Consider the following 19,506-nt stretch of genomic DNA (forward strand, 5'->3'; position numbering starts at 1 on the left):
ATGAGTAAAGAAGTATTAGCACAAGCAAAAGAGAAAATGGCTAAATCAGAGCAGGCATTACAACACCAACTAGGATCAATCCGCGCAGGCCGTGCCAACGCATCCCTGCTTGACCGCATTTCGGTTGATTATTACGGTGCGCCAACACCAATCAACCAATTAGCAGCCGTAAGCGTTCCAGAAGCACGCTTATTGATGATTTCACCATATGATAAAACAGCACTGGGCGATATCGAGAAAGCAATTTTAAAAGGTGATCTTGGAATTATGCCAAATAACGACGGTGAAGTTATTCGTATCGCGATTCCACAACTAACGGAAGAACGCCGTAAAGAGTTAGTAAAAGAAGTGAAAAAAGAAGCAGAGGATGCAAAAGTTGCGATTCGTAACGTGCGCCGTGATGCGAATGATGATTTGAAGAAATTAGAGAAAGCTGGCGACATTACGGAAGACGATTTACGTAATTTCACAGAAGACGTGCAAAAACTGACTGACGCAAGCATTAAGAAACTTGATGAGATTGCGAAGAGTAAAGAAGAAGAAATAATGGAAGTCTGAACAGCTGAAAAGAGCCCACTATGCCATAAAAAAATTAGCAGGGAATATAATAAAAACCAGCACTTGTTTTTGTGGCAGGCTCGCAAATTTTGAATGCTTGTCTCTTGATGAAAAATCTGGAGATGCTTAACTGCAGTGTATGATTATACATGCAGTACGTTTTGAAGCTTTCTAAGTTTTGGTAAGCGATGATTTTCAACCGCTTCACGCATATCAAGGGCACTTAACTAGCCTTATCAATATGCATGAAGCGGTTATTTCTTAGTAAGAATAGTGATTGAAAATACCATATCAGAGCTTCTCTCATCGATTTCTTATTTATTTTGAGCAAGTTTATAGTACATAATTGCTGTTATTTTTGTTATTATAAGTATAGACGTGCCGACTCTTGGTAATTCTATTGGAGGAAAGAACATGTTTAAGAAAATATTTCGTCAAGATGAGAATGAGATAAATAGTGAAATTTCAGCAGAACTTCCTTTGCCGAGTCATGTTGCAATTATTATGGATGGAAATGGAAGATGGGCGAAGAAACGTTTTTTGCCTCGAGTTGCTGGGCACCGCGAAGGAATGCAAGTTGTTAAGCGGATGACGCGCTATGCGAATTCGCTTGGTGTCGATGTACTAACATTGTACGCTTTTTCTACGGAGAATTGGAAGCGACCGAATGATGAAGTGGACTTTCTAATGAAGCTGCCGGGTGAATTTTTTGATACGTTTATTCCAGAGCTAATGGAAGAAAATGTTCGTGTCAATGTGATGGGTTATAAAGAAGAATTGCCACAACACACATTGGATGCAGTAGAGAGAGCAATTGAGGCAACGAAGGGGAATACTGGCCTTGTTTTGAACTTTGCGTTAAATTATGGAGCACGAGCTGAGATTGTGACGGCAACCCAAGCAGCGATGCGCGAGTTATTGGATGCAGGACTTACTGCAAATGATTTGACAGAGGAATGTCTGGAAAAGCATTTGATGAGTGCTGGCTTATCAGATCCAGATTTATTAATTCGAACAAGCGGCGAGCTTAGACTCAGTAATTTTATGTTATGGCAACTTGCGTATAGCGAGTTTTATTTTACGGAGACGCATTGGCCAGATTTTAGGGAAGACGATTTTAAGCAGGCGGTTGTGGAGTATCAGAATCGTTCGAGACGCTTCGGTGGTTTATAGGGAGGATATATTGTGAAAACAAGAATTATTACAGCAATCGTAGCTTTAGCGGTGTTCCTGCCGTTTGTAATTTATGGGAAATTGCCATTTGAACTACTTAGTATGCTGTTGGCAGCAATTGCTTTATATGAAATTTTAGTGATGACAAAGCAACATTTATTTTCGGTGAACGGGATTATCACGCTCGTTTTAACACTCATTATTGCGGCACCGACGTGGTTCATCGATTGGCTTGAGGAATATAGCATTACCCAGATGGAAATCATATTTGTCTGCATGGCATTATTGTTATCCTACACAGTATTTTCAAAGAATCGTTATCATTTTGATCAAGTCGGGATTGGCGTTTTAGCAGCGTTTTATACGGGGCTTGGTTTTCACTATCTTGCGGAGACGCGGAATGCTGGATTGGAGTATGTTATTTTTGCTCTGTTGATTGTATGGATGACAGATACGATGGCATATTTTGTAGGTCGCTCGATTGGGAAACATAAATTGGCACCAAATGTAAGTCCGAATAAGACGGTGGAAGGCTTTGTTGGTGGTATTGTTTTTGCAGTGTTGATTGCCGGTGGGTACTATTTATACATGGGGTTAGGTGGAAATCCAGTTGTTATTGCTGGCTTAATTATAGTGCTATCTATTTTCGGTCAACTTGGAGATTTAGTAGAATCGGCTCTTAAACGTTATTACGGTGTGAAAGATTCTGGAAAGTTATTACCAGGTCATGGCGGAATACTAGATCGATTTGACAATTTATTATTTGTGTTACCGCTTCTTTTGCCACTACTACATATACTTCAAATTTTATAAAATAGAGGTGTACTGATGAGAAAAATTAATTTATTAGGCGCAACAGGTTCGGTTGGAAGCCAGACACTTGCGATTGTTAGGGAACATCCAGAATTATTCCAAGTTGTAGCGCTCTCGTTTGGGCGCAATATGAAACTAGGAAGGGCTGTTATTAATGAGTTTCAACCAGAAATTGTATCAGTAGAACATCGCCGAGATTATGATAAATTAAAGGTGGAATTTCCTGAGATTAAGGTATATTATGGCGCGATAGGATTGCAAGAAGTTGCGACATATAGTCATGGCGATATATTGATTAATGCGGTGATGGGAAGTGTTGGTTTACAGCCAACATTAGATGCGATTGAAGCCGGGAAAGAGATTGCGATTGCTAACAAAGAAACGCTAGTAACAGCGGGACATTTGGTGATGCGTGCAGCGAAAGAAAAAGGCGTGCGTTTAGTTCCCGTTGATAGTGAGCACTCTGCAATTTTTCAATGTCTACAGGGAGAAAATCCGGCAAATATTGATAAATTGATTGTGACAGCTTCTGGCGGAAGTTTTCGTGATAAAACGCGAGATCAGTTAAAGGATGTGACAGTTGCAGAAGCTTTAGCGCATCCAAACTGGTCGATGGGGAATAAAATTACAATTGATTCTGCGACGATGTTTAATAAGGGGCTAGAAGTTATCGAGGCGCACTGGTTGTTTGATTTAGACTACGATAAAATTGATGTCGTCATTCACCGAGAAAGTGTCATTCATTCCATGGTAGCATTTAAAGATGGTAGTCATATTGCACAACTCGGATTGCCGGACATGCGTGTCCCAATTCAATATGCATTGACATACCCGGAACGTGCAAGTATCTCATTCAACAAACCGTTTGATATTACGGAATTTGGCACGCTTCATTTTGATAAAATGGACTTACATCGTTTCCCAGCGTTGAAATTAGCATATACTGCTGGTAAAATAGGTGGAACAATGCCTTCTGTTTTAAATGCGGCGAATGAAATTGCTGTTGCCGGCTTTTTAAATGGTCAAGTTGCTTTTCAAGATATTGAGGCGCTCGTTGAAAACGCAATGAACCGCCATAAGGTAATACAAGATCCTGATTTGGAAACAATTTTCCAAGTAGATCAGGAAACACGTGCATACGTGAAGACACTATTATAGAGGTGAAACAATGACAACTATTATTGCGTTTATATTTGTTTTTGGTCTAATCGTGTTCTTTCATGAACTCGGCCATTTCTTATTTGCCAAAAGATCTGGTATTCTAGTTCGTGATTTTTCAATCGGTTTTGGTCCAAAAATATTTGCTTACCGCAAAAAAGAAACACAGTACACATTAAGACTTCTTCCCATCGGTGGTTATGTTCGAATGGCTGGTGAGGACGGAGAGGTAGTCGAACTGAAACCAGGCTATCGTGTTGGCTTGATTTTAAATGACGATGAGATGGTAACAAAGATTATTATCAATGGAAAGGATCAATATCAAGATGTGCAGCCGCTCGAGGTTTCTGGAAGTGATCTTGAAAAAGAGCTTTTTATTGAAGGTTATGAAGAATACGATGAAGAGAGAATTGTTCGTTATCAGGTGGCAAGTGATGCTGTTGTTATTGATGGCAAAATAGAGACAATTATTGCGCCATATGACCGTGTTTTTCAATCGAAATCCCTTGGTAAACGTGCGATGACTATTTTTGCAGGACCGTTATTCAACTTTATTTTAGCTATTATAATCTTTACAATTCTTGCTTTTGTTTCAGGAAGCGTTCCTTCGAATGAGCCTGAAATTGGACAAGTTATGGATAACGGTGCGGCACAAGAGGCTGGTTTGAAGCAGGGCGACGAAGTTATTTCAATTAATGGTAAGGCAATGGATTCGTGGCAAGATATTTTTTCTACAGTTGAAAAAAGCCCTAACAAAGAACTTGATTTCAAAGTCGATCGTGACGGTAAAACACAGGATATCGAGGTCACACCAAAAGCCGAGAAAACCCAAGATGGTACAAGTGTCGGCAAGATTGGTGTCGCACAACCAGGGTCTGATTCTTTCTGGACAAAAATCACGTATGGCTTCACACAGACTTGGTTCTGGATAACGCAAATTGGCCATGTGCTTGGACAGATGGTAACCGGCGACTTCTCGCTGAACATGTTGAATGGACCGGTTGGCATTTATACGTCTACGCAAGAGGTAGTGAGCTACGGTTTCTTGACATTACTTAATTGGACAGCTGTTCTGAGCATCAACTTAGGAATCGTGAATTTACTTCCGTTGCCAGCGCTTGACGGCGGACGATTACTGTTCTTCTTATACGAGTTAGTTCGTGGGAAGCCACTAGACCCGAAAAAAGAAGGCATGGTACATTTCATTGGTTTTGCATTATTGATGGTGCTTATGTTGCTCGTAACTTGGAATGATATTCAGCGAGCATTTTTCTAAGATAAACAGGGAGATTAAAGAGCGTATTGCTCATGTGGTTTTTAAGATAAAAAAAATAGGGGTGTTAACATGCGTCAAACATTAAGTTTTATTCCAACATTGAAAGAAGTGCCTGCTGATGCGGAGGTAAAAAATCATCAATTGTTACTGCGTGCAGGATTTATCCGACAAACGGCTAGCGGGATTTACAGTTATTTACCACTCGCCAAATTAACACTACAAAAAATTGAAACTATTATTCGTGAAGAATTAAATCGAATCGATGCAGTGGAATTATTACTACCAGCATTGCAACCAGCAGAACTTTGGCAGGAATCAGGTCGTTGGGAAGATTATGGCTCGGAATTGATGCGTTTGAAGGATCGCAATTCACGTGATTTCGCGCTTGGCCCAACACACGAAGAAGTGATTACGTCGCTTTTACGTGATGAGGTGAAGTCTTATAAACGCTTACCATTGACAATGTATCAAATTCAGACGAAGTTTCGTGATGAATTACGCCCACGCTTTGGCTTATTACGTGGTCGTGAGTTTATTATGAAAGATGCATACTCTTTCCATGCTACGGAAGAAAGTTTGGATGCAACGTATGATAAAATGTACCAAGCGTATTCGAATATTTTCACGCGTTGTGGATTAGATTTTCGTGCAGTTATTGCAGATTCAGGCTCCATCGGTGGCAATGAGACGAAAGAGTTTATCGTACTTTCAGATATTGGCGAGGATACGATTGCTTATAGTGATGCTTCTGATTATGCAGCGAACGTTGAAATGGCTCCAGTGATGTATATGGAAAAGAAATCGCATGAAGAGGCAGGTGAACTCGAAAAAGTTGAAACACCTGGTCAAAAAACAATTGCGGATATTGTATCATTTTTAGATATTCCTGTTGAAAAAACAGTGAAATCGATGCTTTACATGTTGGATGAAGAAGAAATAATTATGGTGCTCGTACGCGGAGATCATGAAGTGAACGATATCAAAATCAAAAATGCTTTATCAGCTACAACGGTTGAATTAGCAACAAATGATCAAGCTGTAGAATTACTCGGTTCCGGATTTGGTTCGCTAGGCCCAATCGGTGTACCGGCACATGTCCGTATTTTTGCGGATAATGATGTACAAGATATAGTAAATGCAGCGATTGGTGCGAATGAAGAAGGCTATCATATGATTAACGCACAGCCAAAACGTGATTTTAACGTGCATACGTATTTTGATTTGCGATTGATTCAAGAAGGAGATTTGTCTCCAGATGGACATGGCGTGATTAAATTTGCTGAAGGCATTGAAGTTGGTCATATCTTTAAACTAGGAACGAAATACAGTGAAGCGATGGATGCAACTTTCTTGGATGAGAACGGTCGGAGCAACCCGTTTATTATGGGCTGTTATGGCATTGGGGTTTCGAGGTTGCTTTCGGCAATTGCTGAACAACAAGCAGATGATTCTGGCCTCGTTTGGGACCGCAGTATTAGTCCGCTTGATTTGCACTTAATACCTGTTAATATGAAGAGCGAAGAACAAGTTTCCTTTGCCGAAGAGCTTTACGCTTCTTTACAAGAAATGGGTTATTCTGTTTTGCTAGATGACCGCCCAGAACGTGCTGGTGTAAAATTTGCTGATGCTGATTTGATTGGGCTACCAATGCGTGTAACTGTTGGTAAAAAGGCAGCAGAAGGCATTGTTGAAGTGAAGATCCGTAAAACAGGTGAAATGATTGAAGTTCGCAAAGAGGAACTTATGAACACATTACCGATTTTGTTAGGCGAGAATGCATAGTATTTAGTAAATGAATTGGGTGAATCGACGACAAGCGTTCGTATTCACCTGATTTTGTGTAGAGCTATTTGTTTCGTGCAAAATGAGTTGAAAACGAAGCCGTCTTACGAGTGAAATACAGTCAGGTGTTGTATTTCAAACTGGGAAGACGTTTTTTTGTTAAGTTACGAAAGGGAGTTGTTGAGATGTCTATTACAGATGCAGAAAAACAAGAACGATTCCAAATTTTGTTGCAGCAAATTGGATTAGGAAATGATGCCGTATTTCAAGATTTTACGCAAGGTGGGAAAATCGAGAAACTGGTTGTAGATAAAGCTAACAAGGTTTGGGAGTTCCATCTGGAAGTCGCACAAATTTTGCCGTTTGAACTATTTCAAATGATGCGTGTGGGAATGAATCAGGCGTTTCAACAGATCGCACAAACAACAATGCGGATTCACGTGCGGGATGAGACGGTGACAGAGCGCTTGGTGGAAGATTATTGGAATGATACGATTACGCCATTTGCAAAGCAATCACCAATGATTGGCCAGCTGTTGATTGAGCAAAAACCTACATTTACAGCACCAAACTTGATGGAAGTTCGGGTACATAACGAGATGGAACAAACAACGATTGCCCAGCGTTTCCAACCAGCAATTGCGGAGAGCTTACGTGAAAAAGGCTTCCCAACGATGATGTTGCGCACGAATTTGTTAGATCAATCGGAAACGGAGCATTATAAAGCTTTTGTAGAAGCCAAAGAGAAAGAGGATCAGGCAAAAGCATTAGAAGCTGTACAGGTCATGCAAAAAAGGGCAGAGCAGCAAGCGAATGGCGATGGCGGAGGTGGAGCTGCGCCGTCTGGACCATTCCAAATCGGATATAAAATCAAGGATGATGAGGAGCGCAAGGCGCTTGGCGATATTTATGACGAAGAACGTCGGATTACAGTAGAAGGTTATGTGTTTGCAACAGAAATTCGTGAGTTGCGCAGTGGCCGTAGTTTATTACAATTTAAAATTACTGATTATACGAGCTCAATCATTATTAAAATGTTTTCACGAGATAATGAGGATGCTGCAATGTTCCAGAACATGAAAAAGGGAATGTGGGTCCGCGTTCGTGGTAGCGTTCAAATGGATACGTTCGTTCGTGACTTGATTATGATGGCACAAGATGTAAATGAGATTGCTGGTGTGAAGCGTTTGGATACAGCGGAGGAGAAACGCGTAGAGCTACATCTGCATACACCGATGAGTCAAATGGATGCAACGTCCTCTGTCGCGGATCTCGTGAAGCAGGCTGCTGACTGGGGGCACAAGGCAATTGCGATTACAGATCATGCCGTGGCTCAATCGTTTCCAGAAGCATACGGGGCGGGGAAGAAAAATGGTGTCAAAATTTTGTATGGTATTGAGGCCAACCTGATTGATGACGGTGTACCAATTGCTTACAATGAGCGTCACACTGGATTAAAAGATGCTACCTATGTCGTATTTGACGTTGAGACAACCGGTTTGTCCGCAGTTTACGACACAATCATCGAGCTTGCCGGTGTCAAAATGAAAGACGGTGAAATTATCGATAAATTTGAAGCGTTTATTGATCCAGGTCACCCATTATCAGCTACAACAATCAATTTGACGGGGATTACGGATGACATGGTTAAAGGCTCGGATCCAATTGAAGTCGTGTTACAGAACTTCAAAGATTGGTCTGGCGATGCGATTCTAATTGCGCACAATGCTTCATTTGATATGGGATTCATCAATACAGCTTACACGAAAGTAGGCATTGAAAAAGCAGAGAACTCGGTTATCGATACGCTAGAACTAGCCCGTTTTCTCTATCCCCATTTTAAAAACCACCGTTTGAATACGCTGACGAAGAAATTCAACATTATTTTAGAACAACATCACCGTGCTATTTTTGATGCAGAGGCAACCGCTTATCTCGGCTGGAAGCTAATCAAAGACGCGAAAGAAATGCGCGATATCGATTTCCATGACCAGTTTAACAATTACATGGGGGAAGGGGATGCATATAAGCGGGCTCGCCCATTTCACGCGACCATTTATGCCAAAACCGATGTCGGACTGAAAAATTTATTCAAGCTCGTATCGATGTCACAGATTAATTATTTTTTCCGTATTCCTAGAATTCCAAGATCGGAGCTCAATAAACTGAGAGAGGGGCTTATCGTTGGTTCAGCCTGTAATCAAGGTGAAATTTTTGAAGCAATGATGCAAAAAGGAATGGAGGATGCAGAACGAGTGGCGGCTTTTTACGATTTCATTGAGGTGCAGCCCAAACCAGTTTATGCACCATTGATCGAACGAGAATTAGTCCGTGATGAGAAAGCCCTCGAAGAAATTATTAGTAACTTGGTAAAAGTCGGTGAACAAATTGGTAAGCCTGTTGTCGCAACAGGGAACGTCCACTATTTGAATCCAAATGACAAAATCTATCGTAAAATCTTGATTCATTCTCAAGGCGGGGCAAACCCGCTTAATCGTGCAACACTTCCAGATGTTCATTTCCGCTCCACGGATGAAATGCTTGCTGAATTTGCCTTTTTAGGGGAAGAAAAAGCAAAAGAAATTGTTGTCACGAACTCCAATCTTATAGCAGATTGGATGGATGACTTAAAACCAATCAAAGACGATCTCTATACACCGAAAATTGAAGGGGCAGAAGATGAGGTTCGCAATATGAGCTATACGATGGCACGTAGCATCTATGGCGAAACATTACCTGAAATTGTCGAGGCGCGTCTTGAAAAAGAGTTGAAAAGCATCATTGGTCACGGTTTTGCAGTTATTTATTTAATCTCGCATAAACTTGTGAAAAAATCGCTTAACGAAGGATATCTCGTAGGTTCACGTGGTTCTGTTGGCTCTTCCTTAGTCGCGACCATGACAGAAATTACGGAAGTAAATCCATTGCCACCGCATTATATTTGTCCCAACTGCAAACAGTCCGAGTTTTTTGATGATGGCTCTGTTGGTTCTGGATTTGATTTGCCAGACAAAGATTGTCCAGAATGTGGCACAGCGCTCACAAAAGAAGGGCAAGATATCCCATTTGAAACCTTCCTGGGCTTTAAAGGAGATAAAGTACCCGATATCGATTTGAACTTTTCTGGTGAATACCAGCCGGTTGCGCACGCTTATACGAAGGAGCTTTTCGGTGAGGATTATGTGTATCGTGCCGGAACAATTGGTACGGTTGCCGAGAAGACGGCGTTTGGTTATGTTCGAAATTACGAGCGAGATATGAATATGACAATCCGAGGGGCTGAGGTTGATCGTCTTGTACAAGGTTGTACTGGCGTAAAAAGAACAACTGGCCAGCATCCTGGGGGGATTATTGTTATCCCAGATTATATGGATGTCTATGACTTCTCACCAATCCAATTCCCGGCTGATGCGACGGACTCGGAGTGGAAAACAACCCATTTTGACTTCCACTCGATTCATGATAATGTTCTAAAACTTGACATACTCGGACACGATGATCCAACCGCAATTCGGATGCTTCAAGATCTAAGCGGTATCGACCCGAAAACAATTCCGACTGATGACAAGGAAGTGATGAAACTATTTGGTTCAACGGAATCGCTTGGCGTAAAACCAGCAGATATCGACTCCAAAACAGGGACACTTGGCATTCCTGAATTCGGAACACGTTTTGTTCGTCAAATGCTTGAACAAACTAAACCAACGACATTCTCAGAACTTGTTCAAATTTCCGGACTTTCCCATGGAACAGATGTATGGCTTGGAAATGCTGAGGAGCTCATAAAGAACGATATTTGCTCACTTGCTGAGGTTATCGGTTGTCGTGATGATATCATGGTTTTCTTGATCTACCAAGGTCTTGACAGCTCGCTTGCCTTCCAAATCATGGAGTCAGTGCGTAAAGGGAAGGGTCTTAGTGAAGAAATGGAAGCTGCGATGATTGAGAATAAGGTGCCAAATTGGTACATTGATTCGTGTAAAAAAATTAAATACATGTTCCCGAAAGCCCATGCTGCAGCATATGTTCTCATGGCTGTTCGGATTGCTTATTTCAAAGTTCATCACCCATTGTTCTTTTACGCCACCTATTTTACAGTTCGCGCCGATGATTTTGATCTCACAGCGATGGTGAATGGGAAAGAAGCAACGAAAGCAAAAATGCAGGAAATTAACGCCAAAGGATTGGAAGCATCTATGAAAGAGAAGAGCTTGTTAACGGTTCTTGAGATTGCCAATGAAATGCTTGCACGTGGCTTCTCCTTCCAAAAAGTAGATTTATATAAGTCAAGCGCTGACGAATTTATTATTGAAGGGGATCAGCTAATTCCACCATTCAATGCAATTCCCAGCTTAGGTACAAACGTTGCCAAATCTATTGTTGCAGCACGCGAAGACGGTGAATTCTTGTCAAAAGAAGACTTACAGCAGCGCGGAAAAGTATCGAAGACAATCATTCAATATATGGATGATCAAGGTTGTCTAGATGGATTACCCGACCAAAATCAGCTTTCTTTATTCTAAAAACATCGGCTCTATATCAGGCAGTGAAGGGCCTAATGTTTGCGAAGAGTGTATGTTTGTGTTATAGTTAATAATGAAATTACGATAACTCAACCAAGAGTGGGCCGATGCCCACTCTTTCCTTTTGCAACTTTGCATGGTTAGATTGTCGTAAACAACTGGCAATACTAGCTTTGTCAGATATACTAAAGGAGGCTAAAATGAGTAAAGTTCTTGAACAAGTTGAAGAAATCGTGTTGCCAATTGCAACGGAGCTTCAACTGGAACTGGTCGATTTAGCGTTTGAAAAAGAAGGAAAGCACTGGTATTTGAGGGTATTTTTAGATAAAGAGGACGGCATTGATATTGACGAATGCGCCTTGGTTAGCGAGAGACTAAGTGAAATCTTGGACAAAAATGACCCAATCACACAAAACTACTTTCTGGAAGTATCATCACCAGGCGCAGAACGACCACTAAAAAAAGGAAAAAAGATTTTGAAGCTGCTGTCGGTAAGTGGGTTTACATTACAAGCTACGAACCGATTGCAGACCGTAAAATGTGGGAAGGAACACTTACAAAATATGATGGCATCACGCTAACTGTTGAAATTTTGGACAAGACACGTAAAATTGTCTGTGAAATTCCGAAAGACAAAGTAGCCAAAGCAAGATTAGCAATTAAATTTTAAAAGCGATAAATTAAAGGAGCTGAAAAAAGAATGAGCTCAGAACTATTAGATGCTCTTCATGTGTTAGAACATGATAAAGGAATTTCACGTGATGTGATTATTGAAGCGATTGAGGCAGCACTCGTGTCTGCATACAAACGAAACTTCAACCAAGCACAAAATGTACGAGTAGATTTAAACTTAGATAAGGGCACAATGCACGTGTTAGCGCGCAAAGATGTAGTTGATCAAGTATTTGATTCTCGCCTAGAAATTTCAGTGGAAGAAGCTCACAAAATTAACGCAGCTTTCAAAGTTGGTGATATTGTAGAGTTAGAAGTAACGCCAAAAGATTTCGGCCGAATTGCAGCACAAACAGCAAAACAAGTTGTGACGCAACGTGTTCGTGAAGCAGAGCGAGGTATCATTTACGACGAATTTATCGATCGTGAAGATGATATTATGACTGGTATTGTAGAGCGCCAAGATTCTCGTTTTATCTATGTAAACTTAGGTAAAATCGAAGCGATTCTATCTCAAAATGAGCAAATGCCAAATGAGACATATCGCGCCCATGACCGCATCAAAGTATACTTGACAAAAGTTGAGAAAACGACTAAAGGTCCGCAAATTTATGTTTCTCGCACGCATCCAGGTCTTCTAAAACGACTATTTGAAATGGAAGTTCCAGAAATCTATGAAGGTATCGTAGAAATTAAATCCGTTGCTCGTGAAGCCGGAGATCGCTCTAAAATCTCTGTCTACACAGAAAATCCAGAAGTTGATCCAGTTGGTTCTTGCGTAGGTCCAAAGGGCGCCCGCGTTCAAGCTATTGTCAACGAGCTAAAAGGTGAAAAAATTGATATCGTAGAATGGTCTGCCGATCCGTTTACGTTTGTGGCAAACGCATTAAGCCCATCTAAAGTATTGGATGTCATTGTCAATGAAGAAGAGCAAGCAACAACCGTTGTCGTGCCGGATTATCAGCTTTCCCTAGCTATCGGTAAACGTGGCCAAAATGCTCGTCTAGCTGCTAAGCTAACTGGGTGGAAAATTGATATTAAGAGCGAAACTGTCGCTACAGAAGCCGGTATTTATCCGCGCCCTGATGGACCTATTATTGAACGCGTTGATATTGATATGGCTAACGAAATAGCTGACGATGAAGAATAGAGGAGTGACCAGCTGATGCGTAATAAAAAAAATTCCCTTAAGAAAATGTATTGTAACCGGTGAACGCAGACCAAAAGGCGAACTTTTACGTATTGCGTACTCCAAAGATGGTGTACTTACGATAGACCCCAGTGGAAAAGCGCCTGGTCGTGGCTTTTATATTTTAATAGATAGCAAGGTTGCAGAAAAAGCTAAAAAGAAAAACAGTATTTTTCATCAAATGAAGATGCCAGAACAAGAAGGTTTTTACGATCAACTCATCGATTACGTAAAAACAATCGAAGGAGCAAGTCATGGATTATAACAAAGCCTATTCCTTGCTTGGAATAGCTTATAGCGCTCGCAAACTCGTTACTGGCGAAGAATTAGTTTTAAAAGAAGTGAGACGTCAAAAAGCACGGCTCGTCATCATTTCAGAAGATATATCAGAAAAAACCGAGAAAACAATCCGTAACAAATGCCAGTATTACGATGTCCCGCTTGTGAAAGCCGGTACCCGTGAGCAACTAGGCGGTGCGATCGGCAAAGATGCAAGAGCCATTATCGCGGTAATGGATAAAGGATTTGCGGCAAAACTAACGGAACTACTCGGGTGAAATCTTAACGGAGGTGTGTCACATGAGTAAAGTTCGTGTATATGAATACGCAAAAGAACACCAAATACCTAGTAAAAAAGTCATCGAGACATTGCAAGGATTAGGCGTTGAAGTTGCTAATCACATGTCTACCATTAACGAAAATGCATTACGACAACTCGACAAAACATTGCTTGGACCGAACAAAGAATCTGCCGCGCCAAGCAGCCAACAAAAAGAATCAAACGAAGCAGGTCAAAGTAAGGGGTCTAATAAGCCAAATATGAATGATAAATCGAATCAATCCAAACCAACAAATACAAATAAATCAACATCACAGGGTACAGCAAAACCAGCTACAAGTGGCAATAAAACAACTGGTGGTCAAAATCGCCCAAACAACAGTGGCGGGCAAAACCGACCAGGGGGGAACGCACAAGGTGGTGGAAACCGTAACCAAGGTGGCAATCGCAACAATCAAAATCGTGGTCGCAAAAACAACACCAAGTATAAAGGAAAACGTAATCACAGTACTGTACCACCAACACCACCGAAACCAAAAGAGCTTCCAGAAAAAATCATTTTCTCAGAATCACTTACAGTTGGTGAATTAGCACGTAAACTATACCGTGAGCCATCCGAAATTATCAAAAAGCTCTTCTTGCTAGGTGTTGTAGCAACAATTAATCAAAGCCTAGATAAAGATGCCATTGAACTAGTGTGTAGCGAGTATGGCGTAGAAGCAGAAGAAGAAATCAAAATCGATATCACAGATTTAGATGTTTATTTTGAAGAAGCAGCCGAAGAAGATAAAGGTAACGAAGTCGAGCGTCCAGCTGTTGTAACAATTATGGGTCACGTTGACCATGGTAAAACAACGCTACTTGATTCCCTGCGCAACACGAAAGTAACTCTTGGTGAAGCCGGTGGAATCACGCAACACATTGGTGCCTATCAACTAGAAGTCCACAACAAAAAAATCACCTTCCTAGATACGCCTGGTCACGCAGCTTTTACAACAATGCGTGCTCGTGGTGCTAAAATTACTGATATCACCATCCTCGTTGTCGCAGCGGATGATGGTGTTATGCCACAAACAATTGAAGCGATTAACCATGCGAAAGCAGCGGAAGTCCCAATCATTGTTGCTGTCAACAAAATTGATAAGCCACAGGCCAATGCAGATCGCGTGATGCAAGAACTAACCGAATACGAATTAGTCCCTGAAGCGTGGGGTGGTGACACGATTTTTGTACCAATCTCGGCAAAATTTGGGGAAGGTTTAGATACGTTGCTTGAAATGATTCTACTCGTTTCCGAAGTGGAAGAATTGAAAGCAAATCCAGATCGTCTTGCTATCGGTAGTGTTATCGAAGCAGAACTAGACAAAGGTCGTGGCTCTGTCGCAACTCTACTAGTTCAAGACGGTACACTAAACGTTGGGGATCCAATCGTTGTCGGTAATACTTTCGGACGTGTTCGTGCAATGGTCAATGATATCGGACGTCGCGTAAAAAAAGTAGGACCGAGTACACCAGTTGAAATCACTGGGCTTAGCGATGTGCCACAAGCTGGCGACCGTTTTGTAGTCTTTGAAGATGAGAAAACAGCTCGTAGTGTTGGTGAAGCCCGTGCAAGCCGCGCTGTTGTTGCGCAACGTTCTGCAACAAACCGTGTGAGTCTTGAAAACCTATTTGAGCACATGAAAGCTGGCGAAATGAAAGAAGTTAACGTTATCATCAAAGCCGACGTACAAGGCTCAGTCGAAGCATTAGCGGCATCTCTACGCAAAATCGATGTAGAAGGCGTTAACGTGAAAATTATCCATACATCCGTTGGTGCTATTAATGAATCTGATATTACACTAGCCTCTGCATCAAACGCCATTGTCATCGGTTTCAACGTTCGCCCAACGACACAAGCGCGTGAAGGTGCTGAAAATGAAGGCGTTGATATCCGTTTACATCGCGTTATTTACAAAGCAATCGACGAAATCGAAGCTGCGATGAAAGGGATGCTTGATCCAGAATTCCAAGAAAAAATTATCGGTCAAGCCCAAGTACGTCAAACAATTAACGTATCGAAAGTCGGAACAATCGCGGGTTGTTACGTTACTGATGGTAAAATCACACGCGATAGTGGCGTTCGTGTTATTCGTGACGGTATCGTTGTGTTTGAAGGCGAAATTGGTACGCTAAAACGCTTTAAAGATGACGCAAAAGAAGTAGCCAAAGGTTTCGAGTGCGGTATTACTATCGATAAATTTAACGATATTAAAGAAGATGATGTAATTGAAGCATACATCATGGAGGAAATTGAACGTAAATGATTCGTTACATCGAGTCCGAGTGGTTTTTGCAAACGCCACAAACATTAAAAGAAAAGCGAGCCATTATCAAGCGTATTCTAACACGCGCTGGCCAAAAATTTAATATTTCCATTGCTGAAATTGGATTCCAAGACAAATGGCAGCGATCCCTCATTGGATTTGCTGTGGTTTCCGAGTCCTGTAATCAAGCCGAGAAAGTCGCAGGTACCGTTCTAGCATTCCTCGACTCATTTCCAGAATGGGAACGAGGCAAAACAACAATGGAAAGTTTGTAAAATGAGGTGAAAATATGAATCTTAGAGCTAATCGTGTAGCAGAGCAAATGAAAAAAGAGCTGGGCGATATCCTTAACCGCAAATTAAGAGATCCTCGCATCGGTTTTATTACTGTAACAGGCGTTGACGTAACAGGTGATTTGCAACAAGCAACTGTGTTCGTCTCTGTTCTAGGCGAAGAAAAAGGCCAAAAAGATGCCTTAGCAGCCCTCGAAAAAGCGCACGGGTTTATTCGCTCCGAAATAGGAACTCGCATTCGTTTGCGCAAAGTCCCAGAACTATTTTTTGAAATCGATCATTCTGTGGCTTACGGAAACCATATCGATGACTTATTACGCGGTCTAAACGATAACGAATAAGAAACAGGGAAAGGGTAGGTGCCGGTTTTTGCGGACGTCTATCCTTCTTTGTGTAGGAAAGGAGTGATTTGACAGAATGGACGGAATTATCCCCTTATGGAAAGAAAAAGGAATGACCAGCCATGACTGCGTGTTCAAGCTACGCAAAATTCTCCAAACGAAAAAAAGTCGGTCATACAGGTACGCTTGATCCAGATGTCGAAGGAGTTCTTCCAATCTGCATTGGGCGCGCTACAAAGCTCGCCGAATACATTACTGATGAAGGTAAAACCTATGAAGCAACTGTTACAATTGGCACTGCAACAACAACAGAGGATGCGAGCGGAGAAGTAGTTGCTGAGAAAGAAATCACTGAAACCATTTTACCAATTGATATTGAAAAAGTAGCAAAATCATTCGTTGGAGAAATCGAGCAAATCCCACCAATGTACTCTGCTGTCAAAGTAAATGGGCGTAAATTGTATGAATATGCAAGAGCAGGAATAGATGTAGAACGTCCGAAACGCACGGTGAATATTTATACAATAGAGCTCCTGAAGCCTTTTGTTTCAATAAGTCCAGAGCATAATACGTTTAACATACGCATCAAATGTGGAAAGGGTACTTATATTCGAACATTGGCTGTGATGATTGGTGAGAAACTGGGCTATCCGGCACATATGTCAGAATTAAAAAGGACACAAAGTGGTATTTTTAAGGAAGAACAATGCTTTACCTTAGATGAAATCGAAGTGTTGCGAGCAAAAGAAGAAGAGGCAAGCTTCTTGTATCCTATAGAGGACGGCTTATCTGATATGCCACAGCAACATATCTCTGAGCTAATTCATGAGAAAGTGCTAAATGGTGTTGTATTACCGGAACAATTCATCAAAGAACGCAATAAGGGGCGTGTAGCCTTACTTTACAAAAATAAGCTGACCGCAATCTATGTTAAACATCCAGAACGTCGCGATTTTTGGAAACCAGAAAAAGTGATTGAATTACGTGAGGGCAAGTTAAACTAAAAAAAGGCAAATGGCAAGCTACTATTTGAACAAATCTCAAAATTAGCTTCTCGTCGCCGCATTGATTGTGCACTGTACCTTACCGATGAATTCGTGTAGCAAAGTATAGTGCAGAGAGAAGGGGATTTCATGGAAACATATTTTTTACATCATCCGCCAGAAAACATCAATCGTGATCCGAAAGTCATAGCGCTTGGGTTCTTTGATGGGCTACACCGAGGACACCAACAAGTCATCGCCACAGCTCAAAAAGAAGCTGTAAAGCGTGGTATAAAAACAGCAGTACTAACATTCGATCCGCATCCATCCGTTGTACTTAGCCAAATGCGAAAGCAGGTTAAATATTTAACACCTCTTGAAGAAAAGAAACGCAAAATGGCTGATTTAGGCGTCGATATTTTATACATTGTTCGTTTCACAACAGCATTTTCGAATTTGAGCCCAGAAGATTTTGTAACGAATTATTTGATTGGCTTGAACGCAAAGCATGTCGTTGCTGGCTTCGATTACTCTTATGGTCGTCAAGGTGCTGGCAAAATGAAAGAACTTAGCGACTATGCGAACGGCCAATTTGATGTAACAGTTGTTCAAAAATTAGAAGATTTACATGATAAGGTGAGCTCTACAAATATTCGAAAATATATCTCAGAAGGTAAATTAGATGAAGCAAATCAATTGCTAGGCTACCCGTATACGCTTACTGGAACGGTGATACACGGTGATAAACGAGGGCGTACAATCGGCTTCCCAACTGCAAACATTGCGGTAGATGAAGGCTTTCTCATCCCTAAATTAGGTGTCTATGCCGTCAAGTTTAAGGTATCTGGACAAACATATTTAGGAATGGCGAGTATTGGCTATAATATTACATTCAAGGATGACCAAGCGATGTCAATAGAAGTCTATATTTTAGATTTCCACCAAGAAATATACGGAGAGGAAATAGAAATTGAATGGTTCCATTATTTCCGACCAGAATTAAAATTTAATGGCGTTGAAGGACTGATTGAGCAGTTAAAGCAAGATGAAGCTGATACAAGAGCCTATTTTGCATAAAAAGTCAGGCTATCACTTGCTTTTTGCCCCAAAATAGTGTATCTTTAACTCTGTACGAAAAAGAACCCTTACTTGGCTTTTTGCGAGTCACCAACGCTTGGCTCAGTATGTGGGGATTAGAAAAGAAGGAGGTGTGTAAGAAATGGCATTGACACAAGAGCGTAAAAATGAAATTATCGCTGAATATCGTGTACATGATACGGACACTGGTTCACCAGAAGTTCAAATCGCTGTTCTTACTGCAGAAATCAACAGTTTGAATGAACACGTTCGCGAGCACAAGAAAGATCACCATTCTTATCGTGGTTTGATGAAAATGGTCGGTCACCGTCGTAACCTTTTAACTTACCTACGTAAGAAAGATGTTGCACGTTACCGCGAACTTATCGGACGTTTAGGTTTACGTCGATAAAACAAGGAAAACGGGATATTTTTGTCCCGTTTTTTTTTTGAAAAAAATAAATAAGAAGTGCCCACTATCCAAGAAAGTAGAAGAAACTTTATCGCATGAATCCAAAAACGTGCCATCTGTACATAATGAAAAACTAGATTCTGTTCATAGATACTAAACACAGCAAGCTAAGAAGTGCTCAGATGCCAGACGAAGTAGAATGCCGTTACGTACCCATACATAGGGGCAATCCGAGCATCGAAGCACAGATTTCAATGGCGTAACCGAGTGTTTTCTTGACTTGCAGGCAGGTTTTTGGATTTATGCGTGTCTGTAATCAGGCGTGCGTGAAGAAATAATGCATGGTAAAGTTTCGATTTGATAGTGGACGCTCCTATAAAAAGGAGATCAA

15 protein-coding genes and 2 pseudogenes are annotated in these 19,506 nt (G+C 41.2%); all 17 read left to right on the top strand.

What is annotated here, in order from left to right; all coding sequences use genetic code 11:
- The 17 genes and pseudogenes from frr to rpsO all read left to right on the top strand — a co-directional run bounded on the left by frr (position 1) and on the right by rpsO (position 19,115).
- A complete protein-coding gene (frr, locus tag PROCOU_RS03105; RefSeq protein WP_036069568.1) occupies positions 1 to 558 on the top strand; it encodes a ribosome recycling factor in 558 nt (185 codons plus the stop codon).
- A 414-nt stretch (positions 559 to 972) separates the two neighbouring features.
- A complete protein-coding gene (locus PROCOU_RS03110; protein ID WP_036069569.1) occupies positions 973 to 1,731 on the top strand; it encodes an isoprenyl transferase in 759 nt (252 codons plus the stop codon).
- A 12-nt stretch (positions 1,732 to 1,743) separates the two neighbouring features.
- On the top strand, positions 1,744 to 2,544 hold the full coding sequence (locus PROCOU_RS03115; RefSeq protein ID WP_036069570.1) for a phosphatidate cytidylyltransferase: 801 nt from the start codon (positions 1,744 to 1,746) through the stop codon (positions 2,542 to 2,544).
- A gap of 15 nt (positions 2,545 to 2,559) precedes the next feature.
- Positions 2,560 to 3,702: a 1-deoxy-D-xylulose-5-phosphate reductoisomerase gene (locus tag PROCOU_RS03120; RefSeq protein WP_036069571.1), complete on the top strand. Its 1,143-nt coding sequence runs from the start codon at positions 2,560 to 2,562 to the stop codon at positions 3,700 to 3,702.
- Positions 3,703 to 3,712: 10 nt separating this feature from the next.
- Positions 3,713 to 4,978, top strand: coding sequence for an RIP metalloprotease RseP (gene rseP / locus PROCOU_RS03125; RefSeq protein WP_036069572.1), 1,266 nt, complete (start codon positions 3,713 to 3,715; stop codon positions 4,976 to 4,978).
- A 69-nt stretch (positions 4,979 to 5,047) separates the two neighbouring features.
- Entirely contained in the window at positions 5,048 to 6,760 is a 1,713-nt protein-coding gene (locus tag PROCOU_RS03130; RefSeq protein ID WP_036069573.1) for a proline--tRNA ligase, read from the top strand.
- A 185-nt stretch (positions 6,761 to 6,945) separates the two neighbouring features.
- The gene (locus tag PROCOU_RS03135) at positions 6,946 to 11,283 is read left to right on the top strand and encodes a PolC-type DNA polymerase III (protein WP_036069575.1); all 4,338 of its coding nucleotides are present in this window, start codon (positions 6,946 to 6,948) and stop codon (positions 11,281 to 11,283) included.
- A 200-nt stretch (positions 11,284 to 11,483) separates the two neighbouring features.
- Positions 11,484 to 11,953, top strand: a pseudogene (rimP, locus tag PROCOU_RS03140) (ribosome maturation factor RimP).
- A 30-nt stretch (positions 11,954 to 11,983) separates the two neighbouring features.
- On the top strand, positions 11,984 to 13,105 hold the full coding sequence (gene nusA, locus PROCOU_RS03145; RefSeq protein ID WP_036069576.1) for a transcription termination factor NusA: 1,122 nt from the start codon (positions 11,984 to 11,986) through the stop codon (positions 13,103 to 13,105).
- Positions 13,106 to 13,127: 22 nt separating this feature from the next.
- Entirely contained in the window at positions 13,128 to 13,409 is a 282-nt protein-coding gene (gene rnpM, locus PROCOU_RS17020) for an RNase P modulator RnpM (protein ID WP_077913308.1), read from the top strand.
- Positions 13,399 to 13,701, top strand: coding sequence for a YlxQ family RNA-binding protein (locus PROCOU_RS03150; RefSeq protein WP_036069577.1), 303 nt, complete (start codon positions 13,399 to 13,401; stop codon positions 13,699 to 13,701). The genes rnpM and PROCOU_RS03150 overlap by 11 nt, the downstream gene beginning before the upstream one ends.
- Positions 13,702 to 13,723: 22 nt before the next feature.
- The gene (gene infB / locus PROCOU_RS03155) at positions 13,724 to 16,009 is read left to right on the top strand and encodes a translation initiation factor IF-2 (protein ID WP_036069578.1); all 2,286 of its coding nucleotides are present in this window, start codon (positions 13,724 to 13,726) and stop codon (positions 16,007 to 16,009) included.
- The gene (locus PROCOU_RS03160; protein WP_036069579.1) at positions 16,006 to 16,284 is read left to right on the top strand and encodes a DUF503 domain-containing protein; all 279 of its coding nucleotides are present in this window, start codon (positions 16,006 to 16,008) and stop codon (positions 16,282 to 16,284) included. The genes infB and PROCOU_RS03160 overlap by 4 nt, the downstream gene beginning before the upstream one ends.
- A gap of 14 nt (positions 16,285 to 16,298) precedes the next feature.
- Positions 16,299 to 16,643 carry a 30S ribosome-binding factor RbfA gene (gene rbfA / locus PROCOU_RS03165; RefSeq protein WP_036069580.1) on the top strand — a complete coding sequence of 115 codons (345 nt, stop codon included), beginning with the start codon at positions 16,299 to 16,301 and terminating at the stop codon, positions 16,641 to 16,643.
- A gap of 76 nt (positions 16,644 to 16,719) precedes the next feature.
- A pseudogene (truB, locus tag PROCOU_RS03170) lies at positions 16,720 to 17,647 on the top strand (tRNA pseudouridine(55) synthase TruB).
- 129 nt (positions 17,648 to 17,776) lie between these two features.
- On the top strand, positions 17,777 to 18,703 hold the full coding sequence (locus tag PROCOU_RS03175; RefSeq protein WP_036069581.1) for a bifunctional riboflavin kinase/FAD synthetase: 927 nt from the start codon (positions 17,777 to 17,779) through the stop codon (positions 18,701 to 18,703).
- Positions 18,704 to 18,845: 142 nt separating this feature from the next.
- Positions 18,846 to 19,115, top strand: coding sequence for a 30S ribosomal protein S15 (gene rpsO, locus PROCOU_RS03180; protein WP_036062005.1), 270 nt, complete (start codon positions 18,846 to 18,848; stop codon positions 19,113 to 19,115).
- Positions 19,116 to 19,506: the final 391 nt, after the last annotated feature.

It is taken from the genome of Listeria rocourtiae FSL F6-920 (genome assembly GCF_000525975.1).
GTDB lineage: Bacteria > Bacillota > Bacilli > Lactobacillales > Listeriaceae > Listeria_A > Listeria_A rocourtiae.

Excerpts from the sequence above, each read along its gene's own strand:
- frr (WP_036069568.1), top strand. The coding sequence starts at position 1 with ATGAGTAAAGAAGTATTAGCACAAGCAAAAGAGAAAATGGCTAAATCA.
- PROCOU_RS03110 (WP_036069569.1), top strand. The coding sequence starts at position 973 with ATGTTTAAGAAAATATTTCGTCAAGATGAGAATGAGATAAATAGTGAA.
- PROCOU_RS03120 (WP_036069571.1), top strand. The coding sequence starts at position 2,560 with ATGAGAAAAATTAATTTATTAGGCGCAACAGGTTCGGTTGGAAGCCAG.
- rseP (WP_036069572.1), top strand. The coding sequence starts at position 3,713 with ATGACAACTATTATTGCGTTTATATTTGTTTTTGGTCTAATCGTGTTC.
- PROCOU_RS03130 (WP_036069573.1), top strand. The coding sequence starts at position 5,048 with ATGCGTCAAACATTAAGTTTTATTCCAACATTGAAAGAAGTGCCTGCT.
- PROCOU_RS03135 (WP_036069575.1), top strand. The coding sequence starts at position 6,946 with ATGTCTATTACAGATGCAGAAAAACAAGAACGATTCCAAATTTTGTTG.
- nusA (WP_036069576.1), top strand. The coding sequence starts at position 11,984 with ATGAGCTCAGAACTATTAGATGCTCTTCATGTGTTAGAACATGATAAA.
- PROCOU_RS03150 (WP_036069577.1), top strand. The coding sequence starts at position 13,399 with ATGGATTATAACAAAGCCTATTCCTTGCTTGGAATAGCTTATAGCGCT.
- infB (WP_036069578.1), top strand. The coding sequence starts at position 13,724 with ATGAGTAAAGTTCGTGTATATGAATACGCAAAAGAACACCAAATACCT.
- PROCOU_RS03160 (WP_036069579.1), top strand. The coding sequence starts at position 16,006 with ATGATTCGTTACATCGAGTCCGAGTGGTTTTTGCAAACGCCACAAACA.
- rbfA (WP_036069580.1), top strand. The coding sequence starts at position 16,299 with ATGAATCTTAGAGCTAATCGTGTAGCAGAGCAAATGAAAAAAGAGCTG.
- PROCOU_RS03175 (WP_036069581.1), top strand. The coding sequence starts at position 17,777 with ATGGAAACATATTTTTTACATCATCCGCCAGAAAACATCAATCGTGAT.
- rpsO (WP_036062005.1), top strand. The coding sequence starts at position 18,846 with ATGGCATTGACACAAGAGCGTAAAAATGAAATTATCGCTGAATATCGT.